We start from the raw sequence: 16,281 nt of genomic DNA on the forward strand, positions 1-16,281 counted from the left end.
ATCGCCCAAATGGGAGGGCGATGCGCTGGCACCCGCGACCACCGGCTCCGCCCCTGCGAGGGCGGAGCGTTCTAGGGTTTTACGATGCGACGATCAGCGGTACGGGTATCCGGCCTTCTGCATCGTCTCGCTGTACTTCTTGAAAGCCGCGACGACCTTGCCGGCGCGCGGGCTGGATGAGGCGGTCTCGTCCCAGAAGCTTTCCGCGTCCTTGACCACCTGGTTCCATTCGTCGGCAGGCAGCGAGGTCAGTTCCAGCTTTTCGCCCTCGACGCGCAGTTTCGCCTCGCCGCCCCAGTACCAGACATCGCGGTAATAGTGCGACTGGTCGATGGTGATGCGGAAAAGCTCTTGCAGATGCGGCGGCACCTTTTCCCAGCTCGCCGTGTTGGCAAAGTAGCTGCCGAACCATGCGCCGGTGAGGGAGTTGGTGAGCGCGTACTTGCAGACATCGGCCCAACCCACCTCGTAGGCTTCGGTAAAGCCGCACCACGCGACACCGTCGAGCTCGCCTGTCTGCAGCGACACTTCGACATTGTCCCACGGAATGGTGACCGGCACGAGGCCGTAGCGCGAGAGGAACTTGCCGGCGGTCGGCACCCCGAACACGCGCAGGCCCTGCATGTCGGCCAGGCTGCGGATCGGCTTGTCCACGGTAAATATCTGCAGCGGATCCCAGGCGCCGGCGGAAAGCCAGGTGACGTTGGGAACTTCCGCGTAGGCTTCTTCCCAGATCTCTTTCAGGCCGTAGTAGCGGAACAGTGCCGGCACATCGAGACTGTAGCGCGTGGCGAAGGGGAAGTAGCCGCCGAACACGGCGATATCGACCGGCGAGGCCATCGTGGCCTCGTCCGATTGCACGGCGTCGATCGTCCCGCTCTGAAGGGCGCGGAAGAGGTCGGACGTGGGAACGAGCTGATCGGCGTAATAGAGTTCGATTTCCATCTCGCCGTTGGCCGCCTTGTTGAAGGCATCGATCTGCGGCTTGATGACATGCGCCCCGAGTGGCGCTCCCGAATAGGTTTGGAGCCGCCACTTGATCGGGCCGCTCTGGGCGTTGACATAAGGCGCAGCGAGCGTCGAGCCCGCCACTGCAGCGCCCACGCCCAGGCCTGCGTTGGTCAGGAAATGACGGCGCGTGGAAAGTATCTTCTGGGAAGCACTCTGTTTTTTCGTTTCTTCTGTCACCTTGTTCTCCTCTGGTTATTAAGGACACTCCTGGCCGATCTGGCGATCAGCCTTTCACTCTCATTTGTTCCGGAAGCCATAGCGCGAGCCCGGGGAAGATCATCACCAGTGCGATGGTGAGCATCATGATCAGGGCGAAGGGCCAGATGGACTTGTAGATGTCGATCAGGGTGATTTCCTTAGGCGCCAGCGAGCGCATCAGGAACAAATTGTACCCGAAGGGCGGGGTGATGTAGGCGATCTGGCAGGTGATCGTGTAAAGCACGCCGAACCAGATCAGCTGGTTATCGAAGCCGAGGTCGAGCAGCTTTACCAGCGGGATATAGAGGGGTGCCACGATGACCAGCATCGCTGTGTCGTCGAGGAACATTCCCATGATGATGAAGCTGACCTGCATCATGATGATGATGGTCCAGGGATTGAGGTCCCACTGGTGAATGAAGACGCTCTCGATCGCCTTCACCGCGCCCAGGCCGTCGAACACCGCGCCGAAGGCGAGGGCGGCGAGGATGAGCCACAGGAACATGCAGGAGACGGCGAGGGTCTTCATAGACGTCTCGCGCACCAGCCTCCAGGTGAACCGACCCTTGAGAATGGCTGCCAGCGTGGCCGCCGACGCGCCGACCGCGGAGCTTTCGACCAGGCTGGTGTAGCCGAACACGAACAGCCCGGTCATGAAGAAGAAGATGGCAAAGGGCACGATGCCCGCCCGCGCCAGCTTGAGCTTCTCGCCAAGCGGCATGTTCAGCTCTTCGTCGGCGACAGTCGGGGCAAGCTTCGGGTTGAGCCTGGCACGGATGACGACATAGAGGACGAAAAGTCCGGCCATGAGCAGGCCCGGGATAAGCCCGGCGAACCACAGCTTCGACACCGGCTGACGGGCGATCATGCCGTAAAGCACCATCACGACTGATGGCGGAATCAGGATGCCGAGGGACGACCCACCCTGTATGACGCCGGAAATCAGCACCTTGTCGTAGCCGCGCCGCAACATCTCCGGCAGTGCGATCGTGGCGCCGATTGCCATGCCGGCGACCGAGAGCCCGTTCATCGCCGAGATGATCACCATCAGGAAGATCGTGCCGATGGCCAGGCCGCCGCGCAAGCGCCCGAACCAGACGTGCAGCATCTTGTAGAGGTCTTCGGCGATGCCGGACTCCGACAGGATGCAGCCCATGTAGATGAACATGGGCAGCGTCAGCATCGCGTACCAGTTGAACAGCTTGAACACCTGGTTGAACGGCAGGTCGGCAGCACCTGGACCATAAAGCAGCAACGCCGCGCCGGCTGCCACGAAACCGATGGCGGCAAAAACACGTTGCCCGGATACGAGCAGGATCACCATCGAAGCGAACATGAGAAGTGCGATCATCTCGTAGCTCATCGCAGGTCCTCTCCGCGCAGGGTGGCGATGTGCTTGAAGACAAGCGATACCGCCTGCATCAGCATCAGCACGAGACAGACCACCATCAGCGACTTGATGGGAATCACCGAAGGATTCCAGATCGAGAAGCGCCGTTCATTGGTGGCTAGCGCGTATTGCAGGCTGGAGATGGAGCCCGCGAGCAACACGCCGAGATAGAAGATCATGCAGCCGATGGTGGCGAGATCGACCTTGGCCTTGCCGCGTTCGGAGAGCCCCGAATACCAGAGGTCCATGCGGACGTGATCGTTGTTCTTGAGCGTGATCGGGCCGCCCATGAAATAATAGGCAGCAAGGGTGAACTGCGTGAGTTCTACCGCCCAGTGGACGGGCATCTTGAGGAGATTGCGGGTGATTGCATCGAAGATCAGCGTACCGCCCATGAAAAAGATGAGCGACGCGGCGAGGTAGCCGACATAATCGGATATCCGATCCGTCCAGCGGACATAACCGGCAATCAGCGGATGCAATGGCGTTCTCCCATCGGCTGTTTAATGTTCTTTGGTTTCATGTCCACTCCGTTCCCCACTTTGCGAACGCTGCCCCGTCGGCTTTTGCCAATGTCCCCATCGGCGAAAGCCGGCTTTCATCTGGGCGCAAAAAATCGTCCGGAGTCGGCAAGGCCCGAGTCCGCTCAATTCGCCCGTTGGATTGCCGACAAATGTGCAGCCGCACTTCGGTGCGATGCAGTATCCCGCCGGCTAAGCGCCGCTACGGCAATACGAAGCGTTTCTGAAAAGCAGTCATGTTGTTCCCCTTGTATCGCCCTCAACGACAGATGCGCGCGAGTTTGCCCCTTTCTCGCATCTGCGAGCACTCTAACCGGTTTTTGAGGGAAGTGAAGACCAAACTTTCAAAAATATGACCGAATGATCGCAATTCATCGCCAATATTGACCGAACAGTCACATCGTGACAGTAAATATTGACCGAACGGTCTCTTCGCTATATCGGTGTTTGTGTGGCAGATTGCGGTTCGCCTCGATTCGCGCTGACAGAAGGCACCAAAATGCAGCCATCCGAACGCCAGGATCAAATCGTCGCGATGCTTGGCCGCGCAGGTGAAATGACGGTGGACGAACTGGCGGAAGCCCTGGTGGTTTCGCGGGAGACGATCCGCCGCGACCTTACCCGTCTCGACGCGCGGGGTAAGGTCCGAAAATTTCACGGCGGCGCGCGTGTGATGACCATATCCACGTCGGCCATGGAAATGGAGGGGCCATACGCGCTGCGGCTGGCACAAAACGCCGAAGCCAAGAGAAAGATCGCTCAGGCAGCAGCCCGTCTCTTCCAGGCGGAAGACTCGCTCTTTATCGATACGGGCAGCACCACGGTTGCGATGGCCGAGGCGCTGGTGGGGCTCGAGGCGCTAGTCATCATCACAAATTCACCGCGGATCGCGGCGACGGTGGCAAGCAATCCCAGTCACAAGGTCTTTCTGATCGGTGGCGCCTACGGCTCGGATGCCGGCGAGAGCCTCGGCCCTCTCGCCCTTGAGCAGATCGGCAAGTTCCGTGTCCGCCATGCCGTCATCACGATCGGCGCGATCGACGCAAACTGCGTCATGGATTTCGACCTTCAGGAGGCCGAAGTGGCAAAAGCCATGATCGAGCGGGCTGACCGCGTGACGGTGCTTGCCGATCACAGCAAGTTCGACCGCCGCGCAGTCTTCGAGGTCGTGCCGCTTGCCCGCATAGACACCCTCGTGACCGATGTGCCGCCGGGTGAGACGATACAGGCCGCGCTTTCTGCTGCCGGCATTGATGTGATCGTTTCTGGGTGAGGGCAATTCAGGCGATTTGACGCCGCGCCGAACTTGCCGTCGTTCGATAGGCCTCAACGCGACGCCGCCGTTGGGCCCGCTGCCGATGGAAATGGCATCAATTGGGTATCCCTGCCGCCGGAATCTAGTTCGTCTTCAACTGGCCAATGCGGTTTTCAGCGATCCAGCGCGCGGCGAGCACCAGCGCGCCCATGCTGAAATCCTTGCCGTGCTTGGCCACCATCTCTTCCGATAGTTCGGCGAGCCTTTCGAAGAAGATGTCCTTGCTCTTCTCCTCGGGGGTAAGTTCGGTCGTCTGCATTTCATCCTCCTGTTTCATGGGGCTTGCTTGCGCTATTTGAACATCTGCGCTGGAAAGGTGACGATCGCGGCGGTGCCGTCGACTGCGCCCATCGCCAGATGATGCCCGTCGCCAGACCAGGCAAATGCGGTCACCGCGCTGCCTAATGGCCTGACGAGAAGTTCGTCGCGCACGCCGATCTGGGCGATGGTGATCTTGCCGTTGGCATAACCTGCGGCGACGAGCTTCTTCTCAGGATGCGCCGCTATCGTTTCGACCAGTACGAGCCCGGCGCGACCTGACTCCAGCGCGCCCGAAGTTTCTCCATCAAAGGGCGGCGCGACCATCGACCACCCGGCAATGCGGAACGCGCCCGACGCAAACAGGGCAGTTGCCGGTGAACTCCAGCACACCCTGCTTACAGGCGACGGAAATCCCGCGACGATGCCATGGCGGCTGTCAGCCATGCTGACCAAAGCAAAGCCCGCTTTTTCGAGCCCGCAGGCCAGCCACGAGCCGTCGCTGTTCCAGCGGATCGAAACCGGCGGCGCTGAAAGGGGTATGAGGCGCATCTGCGCGGCGTCGCCTTCGACGGACCAGATCGACAGCCCGTTACCCAGGCCGAAGGCCAGATGCTGCCCGTCCGATGAAAAGGAGAGCGCACCGGCGGGCAATGCCTCGCCGTGTTCCAGTTTCACCGCATCGTCGTGACCGCGCGACAGATAGATATCGCGCCCATTGCTGACCGCTGTCACACCCGCGCCGGCGCTGTGGTCGATGGCCACGATCGGACCGTCGATCTTGAACAGGGTCTCCGCGATTTCGCCGCCAACCGTCAGATGCTGCACTTCGCCCGCAGCCGTGCCAATCAGAAATCCTGAGTCCAGATAGGCAGTGAGCGGCACATCGCCGTCGGCCAGTGCCGCAGTGGCAATCAACGGCACTGTCGGCTTTTCGCGCGGGCGAATGGTCGTCTGACCGAGATCGCTGCTCACCCTGATCCGCGATTCCGGCGGTTCCTGGTCCGCCACTGATGCGATGGCGACGGTTCCGTCCACGGATGCGAAGGCAACAGCCGAGCCATCAGCGCTGAAGCACAGATCAGAGACAGCCGATGGACGCCGCCAGCTTCGGGCCAGCAGATCGAACAAGGTCAGATTTTGCATCGCTTGCTGGTTCATGGTCATTCCCTTTGTCAGTCTGTAACTGTCGCCGCGAGCCTGCGATCCACGTCCTCGACGTCGCTCTCGGCAGCGACGATGCGTTCCTCGCACGCCGCACATTCGTGAATGATCGCCTCGGCGCTCTCCTGTGCCTCATGCAAATCCCGCACCAGTTGCTCGCTGGTACCGTTCCTGCCGATTTCGAGTTTCAGGCGCAGCACGTCCATATCGATACCGGCGCGCTTCTGGTTGAGCCGCAGCGCCTCGGCGGTGAGTGCGGAGACATTGGCGACGAGAGCCAGCCGACGGACCAGCAGCGCTTCACGCGCGGCGGCTTGATCCTTCATCGAGACCTCCTCTTACTTCTTCTCAGGCACCGGCCCGGCCGGCTTTTCGAAAGGCGTCAGCAGGCCGGGCAAGCCGTCAGCCTGCGACTGGAACTGCTTTTCTGCCGTTTCGATGTGGCTCTTGAGCTGGTCCCAAATGTCGACGCGGATCATCGATGTGGTGTCGCCGGTGAGCCGCTCGATTTCGTCGACGCGGAACTGGCGCGACAGAGAAACGCCGGAAAAGACGAAGTCGCGCAGCAGGATCGCATGGCTCTCGATGAACAGATGGATCATCGGATGCGTTTCCGTGGTGACGCCGCCGGCTGCAAGCTCGGCCCGGATGAAGTCCTGAAAGTGGCTTTGAAGACGATACTGGCTCTCGCCCATGAAACGCATGACAAAAACCAGGTCGCGCGGCATCAGTCTGACAAGATCGCCGGTGACGCCGTCGGCCTGATCCGACATGGGCGAGGGCGGCCCTCGGCTGTCCTTATCGTTCGGCATGATTTCTCTTTCTTGCGCAGCGATGGCCTCAGGGCTTCGCCTTCAAATAGTAGAGAAATATGATGAATTGAATAGATGATGTAAAATTTCAATTATATTGCACATGCTAAGCAATATATCGCATATGCGAGAAGGCTGTAATCAGTTACAAGCGTAATATACAAATGTAAAATAACGTTACAGTTGACCGAATTATTGTTCGCAAAAAGAGTTGCGAATTCATCGCGGGTGTCGGGCTGCGGCGCGATTTGAAACTGGCACGGCATTTGCTTTACCATTTTGCATAAGAAGCCCACCGCGTTTTACGCGGTGCCAAAAGAACGAAGGAACGGAGGGAGCAGGGGTAAATACTATCCGCTTCGATACGCCCGCAGCAATGTGCGGCGCCCGGCGGACCTCCTGCAAAACGCCTCGAATACCTTTGCCGCGATCCACTTGAATGGCCGGACGCAAGTCGTGCCTGAAGGCGCGATCCATTGTCATGCCGCTCGCACTTTCACTGGCGGTGCACTGCACCGCTTCATGCCGGGGTCGATAGGCCTGCGGCTTAAACCTGGTGGAGGCTTATGACTATGACGTCTCTGACGCTCAACAAGATTACCTCGCAGCGCGGAATCTCCGTCGGCGAGGCAACCAAGAAGATTTCCGATCTCGGTTGGAACCCTTCCTATGTCCAGGAAGCGATGACGTTTCCGACGGACTACAAGATCAACAAGACACCGCGCGACCCGATGAAGCAGGTTCTGCGGTCCTATTTCCCGATGCAGGAAGAAAAGGACAACCGTGTCTACGGCGCGCTCGATGCGGCGTTGCGTGGCGACATGTTCCGCAATGTTGAACCGCGCTGGGTCGAGTGGATGAAACTCTTCCTGGCCATCATTCCCTTCCCGGAAATTTCCGCCGCCCGCTCGATGGCGATGGTCGCGCGTATCGCACCCGGCGAGGAACTCAGAACCGGCTTCACCATGCAGATGATCGACGAGTTCCGGCACTCGACGATCCAGATGAATCTGAAGAAATGGTACATGGAGAACTACATCGATCCGGCCGGCTTCGACATCACAGAGGAAGCCTTCGGAAAGTGTTATGCCACGACCATCGGCCGTCAGTTCGCCGAGGGGTTCATCACCGGCGACACGATGACTGCCGCCTGCATGTACCTGACCGTGGTTGCCGAGACTGCCTTCACCAACACGTTGTTCGTTGCCATGCCTTCGGAAGCTGCCCGCAACGGCGACTACGCGCTGCCGACGGTTTTCCTGTCGGTGCAGTCTGACGAAAGCCGGCATATCGGTAACGGCCATTCGCTGCTGATGGCTGCACTCAAGGAGCCGGAGAACCACCTGCTGCTCGAGCGCGACCTGCGTTACGCCTTCTGGCAGAACCATGCGATCGTTGATGCCGCCATCGGCACCTTCATCGAATACGGCACCACCAACCGCGACAAGAACAAGGAGTCCTACGCGGAAATGTGGCACCGCTGGATCTATGAGGACTACTACCGCACCTACATGCTGCCGCTCGAAAAATACGGCATCAAGGTCCATCACGACGACGTCCAGGCCGCCTGGGAGCGCATCACCAAGAAGAACTACGTCCATAAGGTCGGACAATTCTTCGCGGTCGGCTGGCCGGTCAATTTCTGGCGCATCGAAGCCCAGACCGACAAGGACTTCGAGTGGTTCGAGCACAAGTATCCAGGCTGGTACGCCGAATTCGGCGATTTCTGGAAATGGTATGCCAAGCTCAGCCACAAGGGCGAGAAGGTGCTGCTGTTCAACAGCGACGTCGGCTACGTCTACCCGCACCGCTGCTGGTCCTGCCTCGTCCCCTGCCTGATCCGCGAGGACATGGTGGTCGGCGAGATCGACGGCCAGCTTCACACCTTCGCCCACGAACTCGACAAGTGGACCGCCACAGTGGCCTTCGCTGACGAGTACGAGGGCCGTCCGACGCCCGCGATGGGCCGCTTCAGCGGCAAGCGCGAGTGGGAGACGCTCTATGACGGCTGGGATCTGGCCGATGCGATCAAGGACCTGAACTTCGTCCGTTCCGACGGCAAGACGCTGGTTCCGCAGCCGCATCTGCGCTTCGACGACAAGGAGATGTGGACGCTCGACGACGTGCGCGGCAACACGCTGGGTTCGCCGCTCAACGCGCTTCGTGCCATGTCGCCGGAGGACCGCGAGAAGCATCTGGCTGAATACCGGGCCGGCTTCACGATCAACCCCTGCAACTGATCAGACAGAGGGGGCGGGCCTCACCGCCCCCATTCTTTCACTGGAGGTCCGTATGTCGGAAACCCACACGGTCAGGCTTAGCCCGGTCAACGTCGAATTCGACGTCGAACATGGCGAAACGGTGCTTAACGCCGCGTTCCGCCAGGGCATCGCCCTGCCGCATGGCTGCAAGGAAGGGCAATGCTCGGCCTGCAAAAGCGTGTTGCTCGATGGCGAAGTCGACATGCTGAAATACTCTACCTTCGCGCTGAACGACATGGAGAAGGAGAGCGGGCACATACTCTTGTGCCGCTGCATCGCCTACTCCGACCTGGAAGTCGAGCTTCTCAACTATGACGAGGAGATCTTGGCGAAAGCGATCGCCGTGAAGCCCTACAAGGGCCGGATTGCTCACATCGAGCATCTCACCCACGACATACGCGGTATCGAAATCGAACTCGGGTCCCCAATGAAGTTCTGGGCGGGGCAATATGTCGACATCACGGTTACAACGCAAAAAGGGGAGACGATTACGCGCTCGTTCTCCATGGCAAATACGCCGGACCAAACCCAAAAACTTTCCTTCATCATCAAAAAATACCCTGAGGGAAAATTCTCCGGCGAACTCGATTCCGGAGGAATCGAGGCCGGTGCCGAAGTCACCGTCGTCGGACCCTACGGAACCTGCTTCCGCCGGGATGAACGGCAAGGACCTTTGATCCTGGTCGGTGCCGGATCCGGCATGTCGCCGATCTGGTCGATCCTCAACGACCATCTGAAAAGCGGTGAAAAGCGACCCGTCTATTTCTTCTACGGCGCCCGGACCCGCAACGACCTGTTCTATCTCGAGAGGATCGCCGAACTCGTCGGCCAGAATTCGGATGTCACCTTCATCCCCGTGCTGTCGCACGCGGCTGACGACACCGAATGGCAAGGCGAGCGCGGTTTCGTCCACCAGAGCGTCGATGCCACGCTCAAGCAACTGGCGGTCGACGGGCAGGGCGATGTCCATGCCTGTGGTCCGCCTCCCATGATCGACGCGCTCCAACCGGTCCTGTTCATGAACGGCTTCGAAACGGAGCGGATCTTCTTCGACAAGTTCACCACATCGGCAGGTGCAACGCCGGCTCATTGAAAGCCGGCCGCGCAACCGCAACCAAACTGCAACAAGGGAGTGAAGACTATGCCTGCAACCTCGAGTTCAGTCGGATCCGGAGCCGCCGGCGCGGCGATTTTCGCCGACTCCGACAGCCGGAAATACCGGTACTTCGATCCGAAAGGCCAGCGTGCCACGCATTACGAGGACATGACTGTCGACGTTCAGCCCGATCCGGAGCGCTACCTGATCCAGAACTGGATCATCTCCTTTGCCGACGGCAACGGCGCTTATGTCAAGCAAAACACCGCCGCTCAAAGCTCAAACTGGCACGCCTTCCGCGCGCCCGATCAGGAGTGGGAACGCACGCACTATCAGCGCCAGTCAAAGATCGAGACGATGGTGCAGAGCGTCATCAACAACGCCCGCAAGTCCGGCACGCCGAAAACCTTCGACCAGGCCTGGGTCAAGATACTGCAGACGCAGCTCGGCGCCTGGAAACATGCGGAATTCGGGCTCGGCACCTCGTTGATGCAGGCGCAGCGCTACGGCTACACCCAGATGATCAACAACGCGACGCTGACCAATTCGTCCTACAAGCTGCGGCTTGCCCAGGACATCACGCTCTATCTTGCCGAGATCGGCATGGACCTGCCCGGCTGGGACGACGAACTCGGCAAGAAGGCCTGGCTCGAGGACAAGAACTGGCAGGGCACACGCGAAGCCGTCGAAACCATCATGGGCGCGGCAGACTATCTCGAGCAGTATTTCGCCATCAACATCGTGTTCGAACCGCTGGTCGGCGAAGTGTTCCGCTCAGGCTTCCTGATGCAGATCGCAGCCGCCAACCACGACTTCATTACGCCGGCGGTGATTTCGGCAGCCGAAGCCGATTACGAGCGCAATCTGGCCAACACGATCGACCTCATGCACATCCTCGCCAATGACGAGAAGCATGGCGCGGCCAACCGCAAGCTTTTCCAGGGCTGGGTCAAGAAGCATGGCGCGCTCGCCGACAAGGCAGCCACCGGCCTGCAGCCGATCTGGTCGATGCCGCATTCAAAGCCGGTTGCGTTCGCGGATGTCCGCGCCAAATCCGAGGAACGGATTGGCCAGATCCTCGGCGAACTCGGCCTCAAGCGCTGACACAGGAGAAATTGTCATGTCACTAGCAGCACGCGACGCAACCCATTCCAACATCTTCAAGGCGATGAAGGACATCACCTTCGAACAGACGATTTCGCACCAGTGCGGCGTCACCATGAACGACTCCGTCGAGGCCAGGGCGATCGCCGAATTCATGGGTCAGAAACCGGGGGTGACGATCACCTATCAGCCGGCGCTGATCCGCATCGACGGAACCGGCAAGCTGATCTTCGAGATGGACGCGATCAGCGAATATCTCGGGCGCGAGATGACGGCGGAAACCTTCGAGGTCAACACCTCCACCCACTACGGACGGATGGTGCGCGTCGACGACAACACGGTGATCCTATTCGGCGATATGGGCGAGATGTTCGAATACATCGAATAGCCACCAGAAAATCGGGCGCGCTGCTGACCTGCGGCGCGCCGCGTCGATCAATCCGATTGTTGCGGAGGAAACAATGTACAGAACACCGGAAGGCAAGGACATTTTCGTGGTCGACGGCCACACCCATTTCTGGGATGGCAGCCCAGAGAACCAGAAGAATATCCACGGCAAGCAGTTCGTCGAGTGCTTCTACGCTTACCACACCGCGCTCAGCCCCAAGGAGCAGCTTTGGGAGAAGAGCAAGTTCGAAAAATACAGCGCCGACGATCTTTATCGCGACCTGTTCATCGAGGGACCGGACGATGTTGCCATCATTCAGTCCACCTATCTGAAGGATTTCTACAACAACGGCTTCAACACCATCGAGCGCAACGCCGAGGTCGCCAAGCGCTATCCGGAACGCTTCATCGTCAACGGTTCCTTCGATCCGCGCGACGGCGAAAAGGCGCTGGAATACATCCACTACATGAAGGAAACCTACGACATCAAGGGCGTGAAAATGTACACGGCCGAATGGAACGGGGATTCCAAGGGCTGGAAGCTAAATGACCCCAGAGCCTACAAATGCTTCGAGCTCTGCGAGAAGCTCGGCATCAAGAACGTTCACGTCCACAAGGGTCCAACGATCATCCCGCTAAACAAGGATGCGTTCGATGTCCATGACGTCGACTATGCGGCTACGGATTTCCAGAACCTCAACTGGATCGTCGAGCATTGCGGCCTTCCGCGCCTCGATGATTTCTGCTGGATCGCCGTCCAGGAAACGAACGTCTATGCCGGGCTGGCGGTGGCGCTGCCCTTCATCCATTCGCGTCCGCGCTATTTCGCCGAAGTGATGGCGGAACTGCTGTTCTGGTGCGGCCCGGACAAGATCCTGTTCGGTTCCGACTATGCCATCTGGACGCCGCGTTGGCTGGTCGAGCGGCTGTGGGCCATGGAACTGCCGGAAGATATCGCACGCGAGCGGGGCGTCGAACTGACGTCGGAGATCAAGGAGAAGATCCTCGGCCTCAACGCCGCGCGCCTCTACGATATCGACATCGAAGCCAAGAAGAAGGCGCTCGCCAGTTCGCCCTTCAGCATCGCGGCGGAGTAGGGCGATGACTACCGCCAGTGTTTCCGGCAGCCGCGAGAGGGAACTCTGGCGGTTCCTCGGCGAGGTCAACGACCCCGAACTCGACGAACCCGTAACCGAGATGGGTTTCGTTGAGCGGGCGGAAGTGGCGAGCGACGGCAGCGTGGAAGTAGATTTCCGCCTGCCGACCTACTGGTGCTCGCCCAACTTCGCCTTCCTCATGCTGGACGGCGTGCGCAAGGCGCTCGACGAGCTATCCTGGTCGCCCGCCTACCGGGTCACGCTTCACGACCACATGTTCGCCGAAGAGGTCAACAGCGGCATGGAAGCCGGCAGATCCTTCGGCGACATATTTGGAGAGCTGGCCGGAGACCTCGATCTTGGCACCTTGCGCGAAACGTTTGCGATGAAGGCGTTCAAGCGACGTCAGGAAGCGGTGCTGCTCAGCCTGAGACAGTGTGGTCTGCCGGATCAGGAAATTCTAGGCATGGATCTGGTTGTCTATGACGCCACCCAGTTCGGAGCGGGCGAAGCAGCCAAGCAGAAGGCGAGATACCGGGCAGCTCTCATGGAGCATTTCCCCGCGCAGCGGGCCGACGACCCTGTTTTCCTGACGTGGGAGGGGCAAAAAATTCCGGTTTCGGCCTTGGGCGCGCATCTCGCTGAACTGCGCGGCGTGCGCATCAATATGGAGTTCAACGGCGCTCTTTGCCGTGGGCTCAAGCACACGAGATACAAGGAACTGGATGTGGTCGATGGTGAGCCGACGCTGGTCGATTTCATCATGGACCGGGTGCCGGTCGAGCCCGCCCCAAACATCTGAACTGCGCTGAAACAACGGCCTCCCTGGCACGAGGCCCCTAACCAACAACCCGCCCGTAAGGCGGAAGGAGGAATCATGCCCAAAATTATGCTTCACAATTCCGAGGCCCGCCGTGCGCTTGCCCGCGGTGTCTTTCGGCTGGCAGCCGCCGTCGAGCCGACGCTCGGTCCCAAAGGCATGAACGCCATGATCGACCGGCCGATCGGTACACCCATTGTCACCCGCGACGGCGTCAGCATCGCCTCCGAGATTGAACTGCATGACCGCTTCGAGAACATGGGTGCGCAGGTGGTTCGCGAAGTGTCGATGCAGACCAACGAGGTTGCAGGCGACGGTACGACGACGGCCATCGTGCTGGCCAACGCACTCATCCAGGGCGGCATCGAGGCAAATGAACACGGCGCTAAATCGGTCGATCTCTGTAAGGGGATAGATATTGCGGTGGCGGCGGTGGTGGCTGCGCTCAAGGGCTCGGCCAAGCCGGCCAAGGGCAACGGCATCCTCGCCTCGGTCGCCAATATTGCCGCGACCAATTCGAAGCTCGGCGCGCTGGTGGCGGAAGCGCATGAGCGGGTGGGTGCCGAAGGCGTCATCACCACCGACTTCAGCGTGACCACCGAGACCACGCTGGACGTGGTCGAAGGCATGTCCTTCGAGCGCGGCTACCTCTCGCATCACATGGTGACGGATCAGGAGAAGATGGAGGCTGTTCTCGAGCGACCTTACATCCTGATGACCGACCTCAAGATCAAGGGACCCGAACAGCTTGAAGCGGTGCGCCGCATTGCCGACCAGGATGGACGGCCGCTGCTGATCGTCTCCGAGGAAATGTCACCGGAAGTGGTGGTGACGCTGCTCGGCAAGCAGGGACCGGGAAAATACCTAGTCGTGCATCCGCCGGAATATGGCCATTGGCGCAAGGCAATGATGGAAGACTTGGCGATCATCACCGGTGGCAAGGTGATCGCGCGCGATCTCGGCGGCCGGCTCGAGGACATTACCGTCGAGGATCTCGGAACGGCCGATCGGGTCAAGACCAGTTCGTCCTACACCTCGATCATTCGCGGCGGCGGCGATCATGATGCGATCGCATCGCGCCGCGCCCAGGTGCAGCGGCAGTATGAAGCCTCACCGCCGAACATCGACCAGGACAAGCTGCGCGAACGGCTGGCCAAATTGTCCGGCGGTACCGCAATCCTTTATGCCGGTGGCGTGACGCCGGTGGAGCAGAAGCGGACCATTCAGTTGATCGAGGATTCGCTGAATGCCGTGCGTGCCGCTTCCGAAGAGGGCGTAGTTGCCGGTGGCGGCTCGGCGCTTGCCCAGATCGCACCGCTGCTCAACAAGGTGGCGGCCGGTGTGGAAGGCGATGTCGCCGAAGGTGTGCGCCTGGTGAAATCGGTGCTCTCGCGGCCGCTGTGGCGCATCGCAGTCAACGCCGGTGCCGATCCCGACGCCGTCGTGGCCGAGGTCACGCGCATCAATGGCGGCTACGGCTACAACGCTTCCAACGGTAGCTACCAGAACATGTTCGAGGCAGGCATCGTCGATCCCGTTCGCGTCACTTACACCGCGCTTGCCAATGCGGCTTCCGTGGCGACGCTGATCCTGACCACCGAAACGCTGATCGGCGATCTCGCCGAGGACGAGGATCCGACCGCCGGCCCGGCACGCGGCGGCGGCTCGGAAAAGCTCGGCCGCGCCTGAAGCCGCAAATCAACCGGAACGATTTCGACGTTGAAAGGATACGACGATGAAAGCTGCCAGACTTTACGAATACGATCCGCATATGAACGTCCAGCTCAAGATCGAGGAGGTTACAGCACCCACGATCACGGCTCCGGACGAAGTCATCGTGCGGGTGGGTGCAGCCGGTCTCTGCCGCACCGACCTGCACATCATAGAAGGTGTGTGGAAGCCGACAATGGACCCGGAAGGCACGCTGCTGCCTTACATCATGGGTCATGAGAATGCCGGCTGGGTCGAGGAAGTCGGCAGCGGCGTCCGGTCGGTGAAGCGCGGCGACGCGGTAATCTGCCACCCGTTCCGCTCATGCGGCATCTGTCTGAACTGCCGTCACGGCGAGGACATGTATTGCGACAACGGGCAATTTCCGGGCCTTGGCATGAATGGTGGTTTCGCCGAATATTTCATCACCAGCGAACGTTCGCTGATCAAGCTCAACCCCAACATCACGCCGATCGAGGTAGCGCCGCTGGCAGATGCCGGCATAACCGCCTACCGCGCAGCCAAGCGCGCGGCGAAACTGCTGCGGCCCGGCAGTTACTGCGTCCTGCTCGGCATTGGCGGGCTTGGGCACATCGCGCTGCAATCGCTGCATGCGATCTCGGGTTGCCGGATCATCGCTGTCGACCGCGAGCCGGCCGCGCAGCTGCTGGCCAAGGATCTTGGCGCCGACTTTGTGCTCGATGGCGGGCCGAACATCGTTGAAGAGGTTAGCCAGATCACCGGCGGCGGCGCCCATGTGGTGATCGACTTCGTCGGCGAACTGGGCGTGGAAAACATCTGCTGGAAGATGGTGCGCAAAGGCGGGCAATTGTTCGTCGTCGGCTATGGCGGCAACATCAATGTGCCGACTGCACACCTCGTCATCGAGGAAATCAACATCGGCGGCAGCCTTGTCGGCAACTTCACCGAGCTGGTCGAGTTGATGGAACTGAACGCCGACGGCAAGGTGAAGATGCACTACACCGAATACAATCTCGCCAGCATCAACACCGCACTCGACGATTTCAAGAACCGGCGGTTCACGGGCCGAGGCGTCATCGTGCCTTAAGGCCAGCCCGATCCATCGGTTACAATTCCCCAACCCCATGGCGCAATGCCGTGGGGTTCTTTTTGTGC

General features: G+C 60.0%; 16 protein-coding genes. 9 read left to right on the plus strand and 7 right to left on the minus strand.

Annotated elements, in window-relative coordinates; all coding sequences use genetic code 11:
* Positions 1 to 93: 93 nt before the first annotated feature.
* Genes DZG07_RS09130 through DZG07_RS09140 form a run of 3 tightly spaced genes read right to left on the minus strand, consistent with a single transcriptional unit; the run spans position 94 to position 3,081 of the window.
* Positions 94 to 1,188: a twin-arginine translocation signal domain-containing protein gene (locus DZG07_RS09130; RefSeq protein ID WP_119816183.1), complete on the minus strand. Its 1,095-nt coding sequence runs from the start codon at positions 1,186 to 1,188 to the stop codon at positions 94 to 96.
* Positions 1,189 to 1,234: 46 nt separating this feature from the next.
* Positions 1,235 to 2,572 carry a TRAP transporter large permease subunit gene (locus DZG07_RS09135; protein WP_119816186.1) on the minus strand — a complete coding sequence of 446 codons (1,338 nt, stop codon included), beginning with the start codon at positions 2,570 to 2,572 and terminating at the stop codon, positions 1,235 to 1,237.
* Entirely contained in the window at positions 2,569 to 3,081 is a 513-nt protein-coding gene (locus tag DZG07_RS09140) for a TRAP transporter small permease subunit (protein ID WP_119816189.1), read from the minus strand. Before DZG07_RS09140 ends, DZG07_RS09135 begins: the two co-directional genes overlap by 4 nt.
* A 454-nt stretch (positions 3,082 to 3,535) precedes the next feature.
* Between DZG07_RS09140 and DZG07_RS09145 the strand changes: the two genes are divergently transcribed.
* Entirely contained in the window at positions 3,536 to 4,393 is an 858-nt protein-coding gene (locus DZG07_RS09145) for a DeoR/GlpR family DNA-binding transcription regulator (RefSeq protein ID WP_245429609.1), read from the plus strand.
* Between the two features lie 124 nt (positions 4,394 to 4,517).
* Here the strand turns inward: DZG07_RS09145 and DZG07_RS09150 are convergent, their stop codons facing one another.
* Genes DZG07_RS09150 through DZG07_RS09165 form a run of 4 tightly spaced genes read right to left on the minus strand, consistent with a single transcriptional unit; the run spans position 4,518 to position 6,669 of the window.
* Positions 4,518 to 4,694: a hypothetical protein gene (locus tag DZG07_RS09150; protein ID WP_162931585.1), complete on the minus strand. Its 177-nt coding sequence runs from the start codon at positions 4,692 to 4,694 to the stop codon at positions 4,518 to 4,520.
* A gap of 32 nt (positions 4,695 to 4,726) precedes the next feature.
* Positions 4,727 to 5,854 carry a WD40 repeat domain-containing protein gene (locus DZG07_RS09155; RefSeq protein WP_119816198.1) on the minus strand — a complete coding sequence of 376 codons (1,128 nt, stop codon included), beginning with the start codon at positions 5,852 to 5,854 and terminating at the stop codon, positions 4,727 to 4,729.
* Positions 5,855 to 5,868: 14 nt separating this feature from the next.
* Complete coding sequence (locus tag DZG07_RS09160) at positions 5,869 to 6,183, minus strand: hypothetical protein (RefSeq protein ID WP_119816200.1); 315 nt, start codon at positions 6,181 to 6,183, stop codon at positions 5,869 to 5,871.
* Between the two features lie 12 nt (positions 6,184 to 6,195).
* The gene (locus tag DZG07_RS09165; protein WP_091913109.1) at positions 6,196 to 6,669 is read right to left on the minus strand and encodes a hypothetical protein; all 474 of its coding nucleotides are present in this window, start codon (positions 6,667 to 6,669) and stop codon (positions 6,196 to 6,198) included.
* Positions 6,670 to 7,235: 566 nt separating this feature from the next.
* Between DZG07_RS09165 and DZG07_RS09170 the strand changes: the two genes are divergently transcribed.
* The 8 genes from DZG07_RS09170 to DZG07_RS09205 all read left to right on the plus strand — a co-directional run bounded on the left by DZG07_RS09170 (position 7,236) and on the right by DZG07_RS09205 (position 16,213).
* Entirely contained in the window at positions 7,236 to 8,909 is a 1,674-nt protein-coding gene (locus DZG07_RS09170) for an aromatic/alkene/methane monooxygenase hydroxylase/oxygenase subunit alpha (RefSeq protein WP_197716844.1), read from the plus strand.
* A gap of 52 nt (positions 8,910 to 8,961) precedes the next feature.
* The gene (locus DZG07_RS09175; protein ID WP_119816202.1) at positions 8,962 to 10,023 is read left to right on the plus strand and encodes a 2Fe-2S iron-sulfur cluster binding domain-containing protein; all 1,062 of its coding nucleotides are present in this window, start codon (positions 8,962 to 8,964) and stop codon (positions 10,021 to 10,023) included.
* 48 nt (positions 10,024 to 10,071) lie between these two features.
* On the plus strand, positions 10,072 to 11,130 hold the full coding sequence (locus tag DZG07_RS09180; RefSeq protein ID WP_091913103.1) for an aromatic/alkene monooxygenase hydroxylase subunit beta: 1,059 nt from the start codon (positions 10,072 to 10,074) through the stop codon (positions 11,128 to 11,130).
* Between the two features lie 16 nt (positions 11,131 to 11,146).
* Complete coding sequence (locus DZG07_RS09185) at positions 11,147 to 11,518, plus strand: MmoB/DmpM family protein (protein ID WP_091913101.1); 372 nt, start codon at positions 11,147 to 11,149, stop codon at positions 11,516 to 11,518.
* 73 nt (positions 11,519 to 11,591) lie between these two features.
* On the plus strand, positions 11,592 to 12,614 hold the full coding sequence (locus tag DZG07_RS09190; RefSeq protein ID WP_119816204.1) for an amidohydrolase family protein: 1,023 nt from the start codon (positions 11,592 to 11,594) through the stop codon (positions 12,612 to 12,614).
* Between the two features lie 4 nt (positions 12,615 to 12,618).
* Positions 12,619 to 13,416 carry an iron-sulfur cluster assembly protein gene (locus DZG07_RS09195; RefSeq protein ID WP_119816206.1) on the plus strand — a complete coding sequence of 266 codons (798 nt, stop codon included), beginning with the start codon at positions 12,619 to 12,621 and terminating at the stop codon, positions 13,414 to 13,416.
* A 75-nt stretch (positions 13,417 to 13,491) separates the two neighbouring features.
* A complete protein-coding gene (locus DZG07_RS09200; protein ID WP_119816209.1) occupies positions 13,492 to 15,123 on the plus strand; it encodes a molecular chaperone GroEL in 1,632 nt (543 codons plus the stop codon).
* 46 nt (positions 15,124 to 15,169) lie between these two features.
* Entirely contained in the window at positions 15,170 to 16,213 is a 1,044-nt protein-coding gene (locus DZG07_RS09205; protein ID WP_119816212.1) for an NAD(P)-dependent alcohol dehydrogenase, read from the plus strand.
* Positions 16,214 to 16,281: the final 68 nt, after the last annotated feature.

Origin of the sequence: Mesorhizobium sp. DCY119, assembly GCF_003590645.1 — a bacterium.
In the GTDB taxonomy this organism is placed as follows: domain Bacteria; phylum Pseudomonadota; class Alphaproteobacteria; order Rhizobiales; family Rhizobiaceae; genus Mesorhizobium_M.

Coding starts and splice junctions, on each gene's coding strand:
- DZG07_RS09195 (WP_119816206.1), top strand. CDS start 12,619: ATGACTACCGCCAGTGTTTCCGGCAGCCGCGAGAGGGAACTCTGGCGG.
- DZG07_RS09200 (WP_119816209.1), top strand. CDS start 13,492: ATGCCCAAAATTATGCTTCACAATTCCGAGGCCCGCCGTGCGCTTGCC.
- DZG07_RS09150 (WP_162931585.1), bottom strand. CDS start 4,694: ATGCAGACGACCGAACTTACCCCCGAGGAGAAGAGCAAGGACATCTTC.
- DZG07_RS09180 (WP_091913103.1), top strand. CDS start 10,072: ATGCCTGCAACCTCGAGTTCAGTCGGATCCGGAGCCGCCGGCGCGGCG.
- DZG07_RS09190 (WP_119816204.1), top strand. CDS start 11,592: ATGTACAGAACACCGGAAGGCAAGGACATTTTCGTGGTCGACGGCCAC.
- DZG07_RS09185 (WP_091913101.1), top strand. CDS start 11,147: ATGTCACTAGCAGCACGCGACGCAACCCATTCCAACATCTTCAAGGCG.
- DZG07_RS09155 (WP_119816198.1), bottom strand. CDS start 5,854: ATGAACCAGCAAGCGATGCAAAATCTGACCTTGTTCGATCTGCTGGCC.
- DZG07_RS09160 (WP_119816200.1), bottom strand. CDS start 6,183: ATGAAGGATCAAGCCGCCGCGCGTGAAGCGCTGCTGGTCCGTCGGCTG.
- DZG07_RS09135 (WP_119816186.1), bottom strand. CDS start 2,572: ATGAGCTACGAGATGATCGCACTTCTCATGTTCGCTTCGATGGTGATC.
- DZG07_RS09170 (WP_197716844.1), top strand. CDS start 7,236: ATGACTATGACGTCTCTGACGCTCAACAAGATTACCTCGCAGCGCGGA.
- DZG07_RS09175 (WP_119816202.1), top strand. CDS start 8,962: ATGTCGGAAACCCACACGGTCAGGCTTAGCCCGGTCAACGTCGAATTC.
- DZG07_RS09205 (WP_119816212.1), top strand. CDS start 15,170: ATGAAAGCTGCCAGACTTTACGAATACGATCCGCATATGAACGTCCAG.
- DZG07_RS09165 (WP_091913109.1), bottom strand. CDS start 6,669: ATGCCGAACGATAAGGACAGCCGAGGGCCGCCCTCGCCCATGTCGGAT.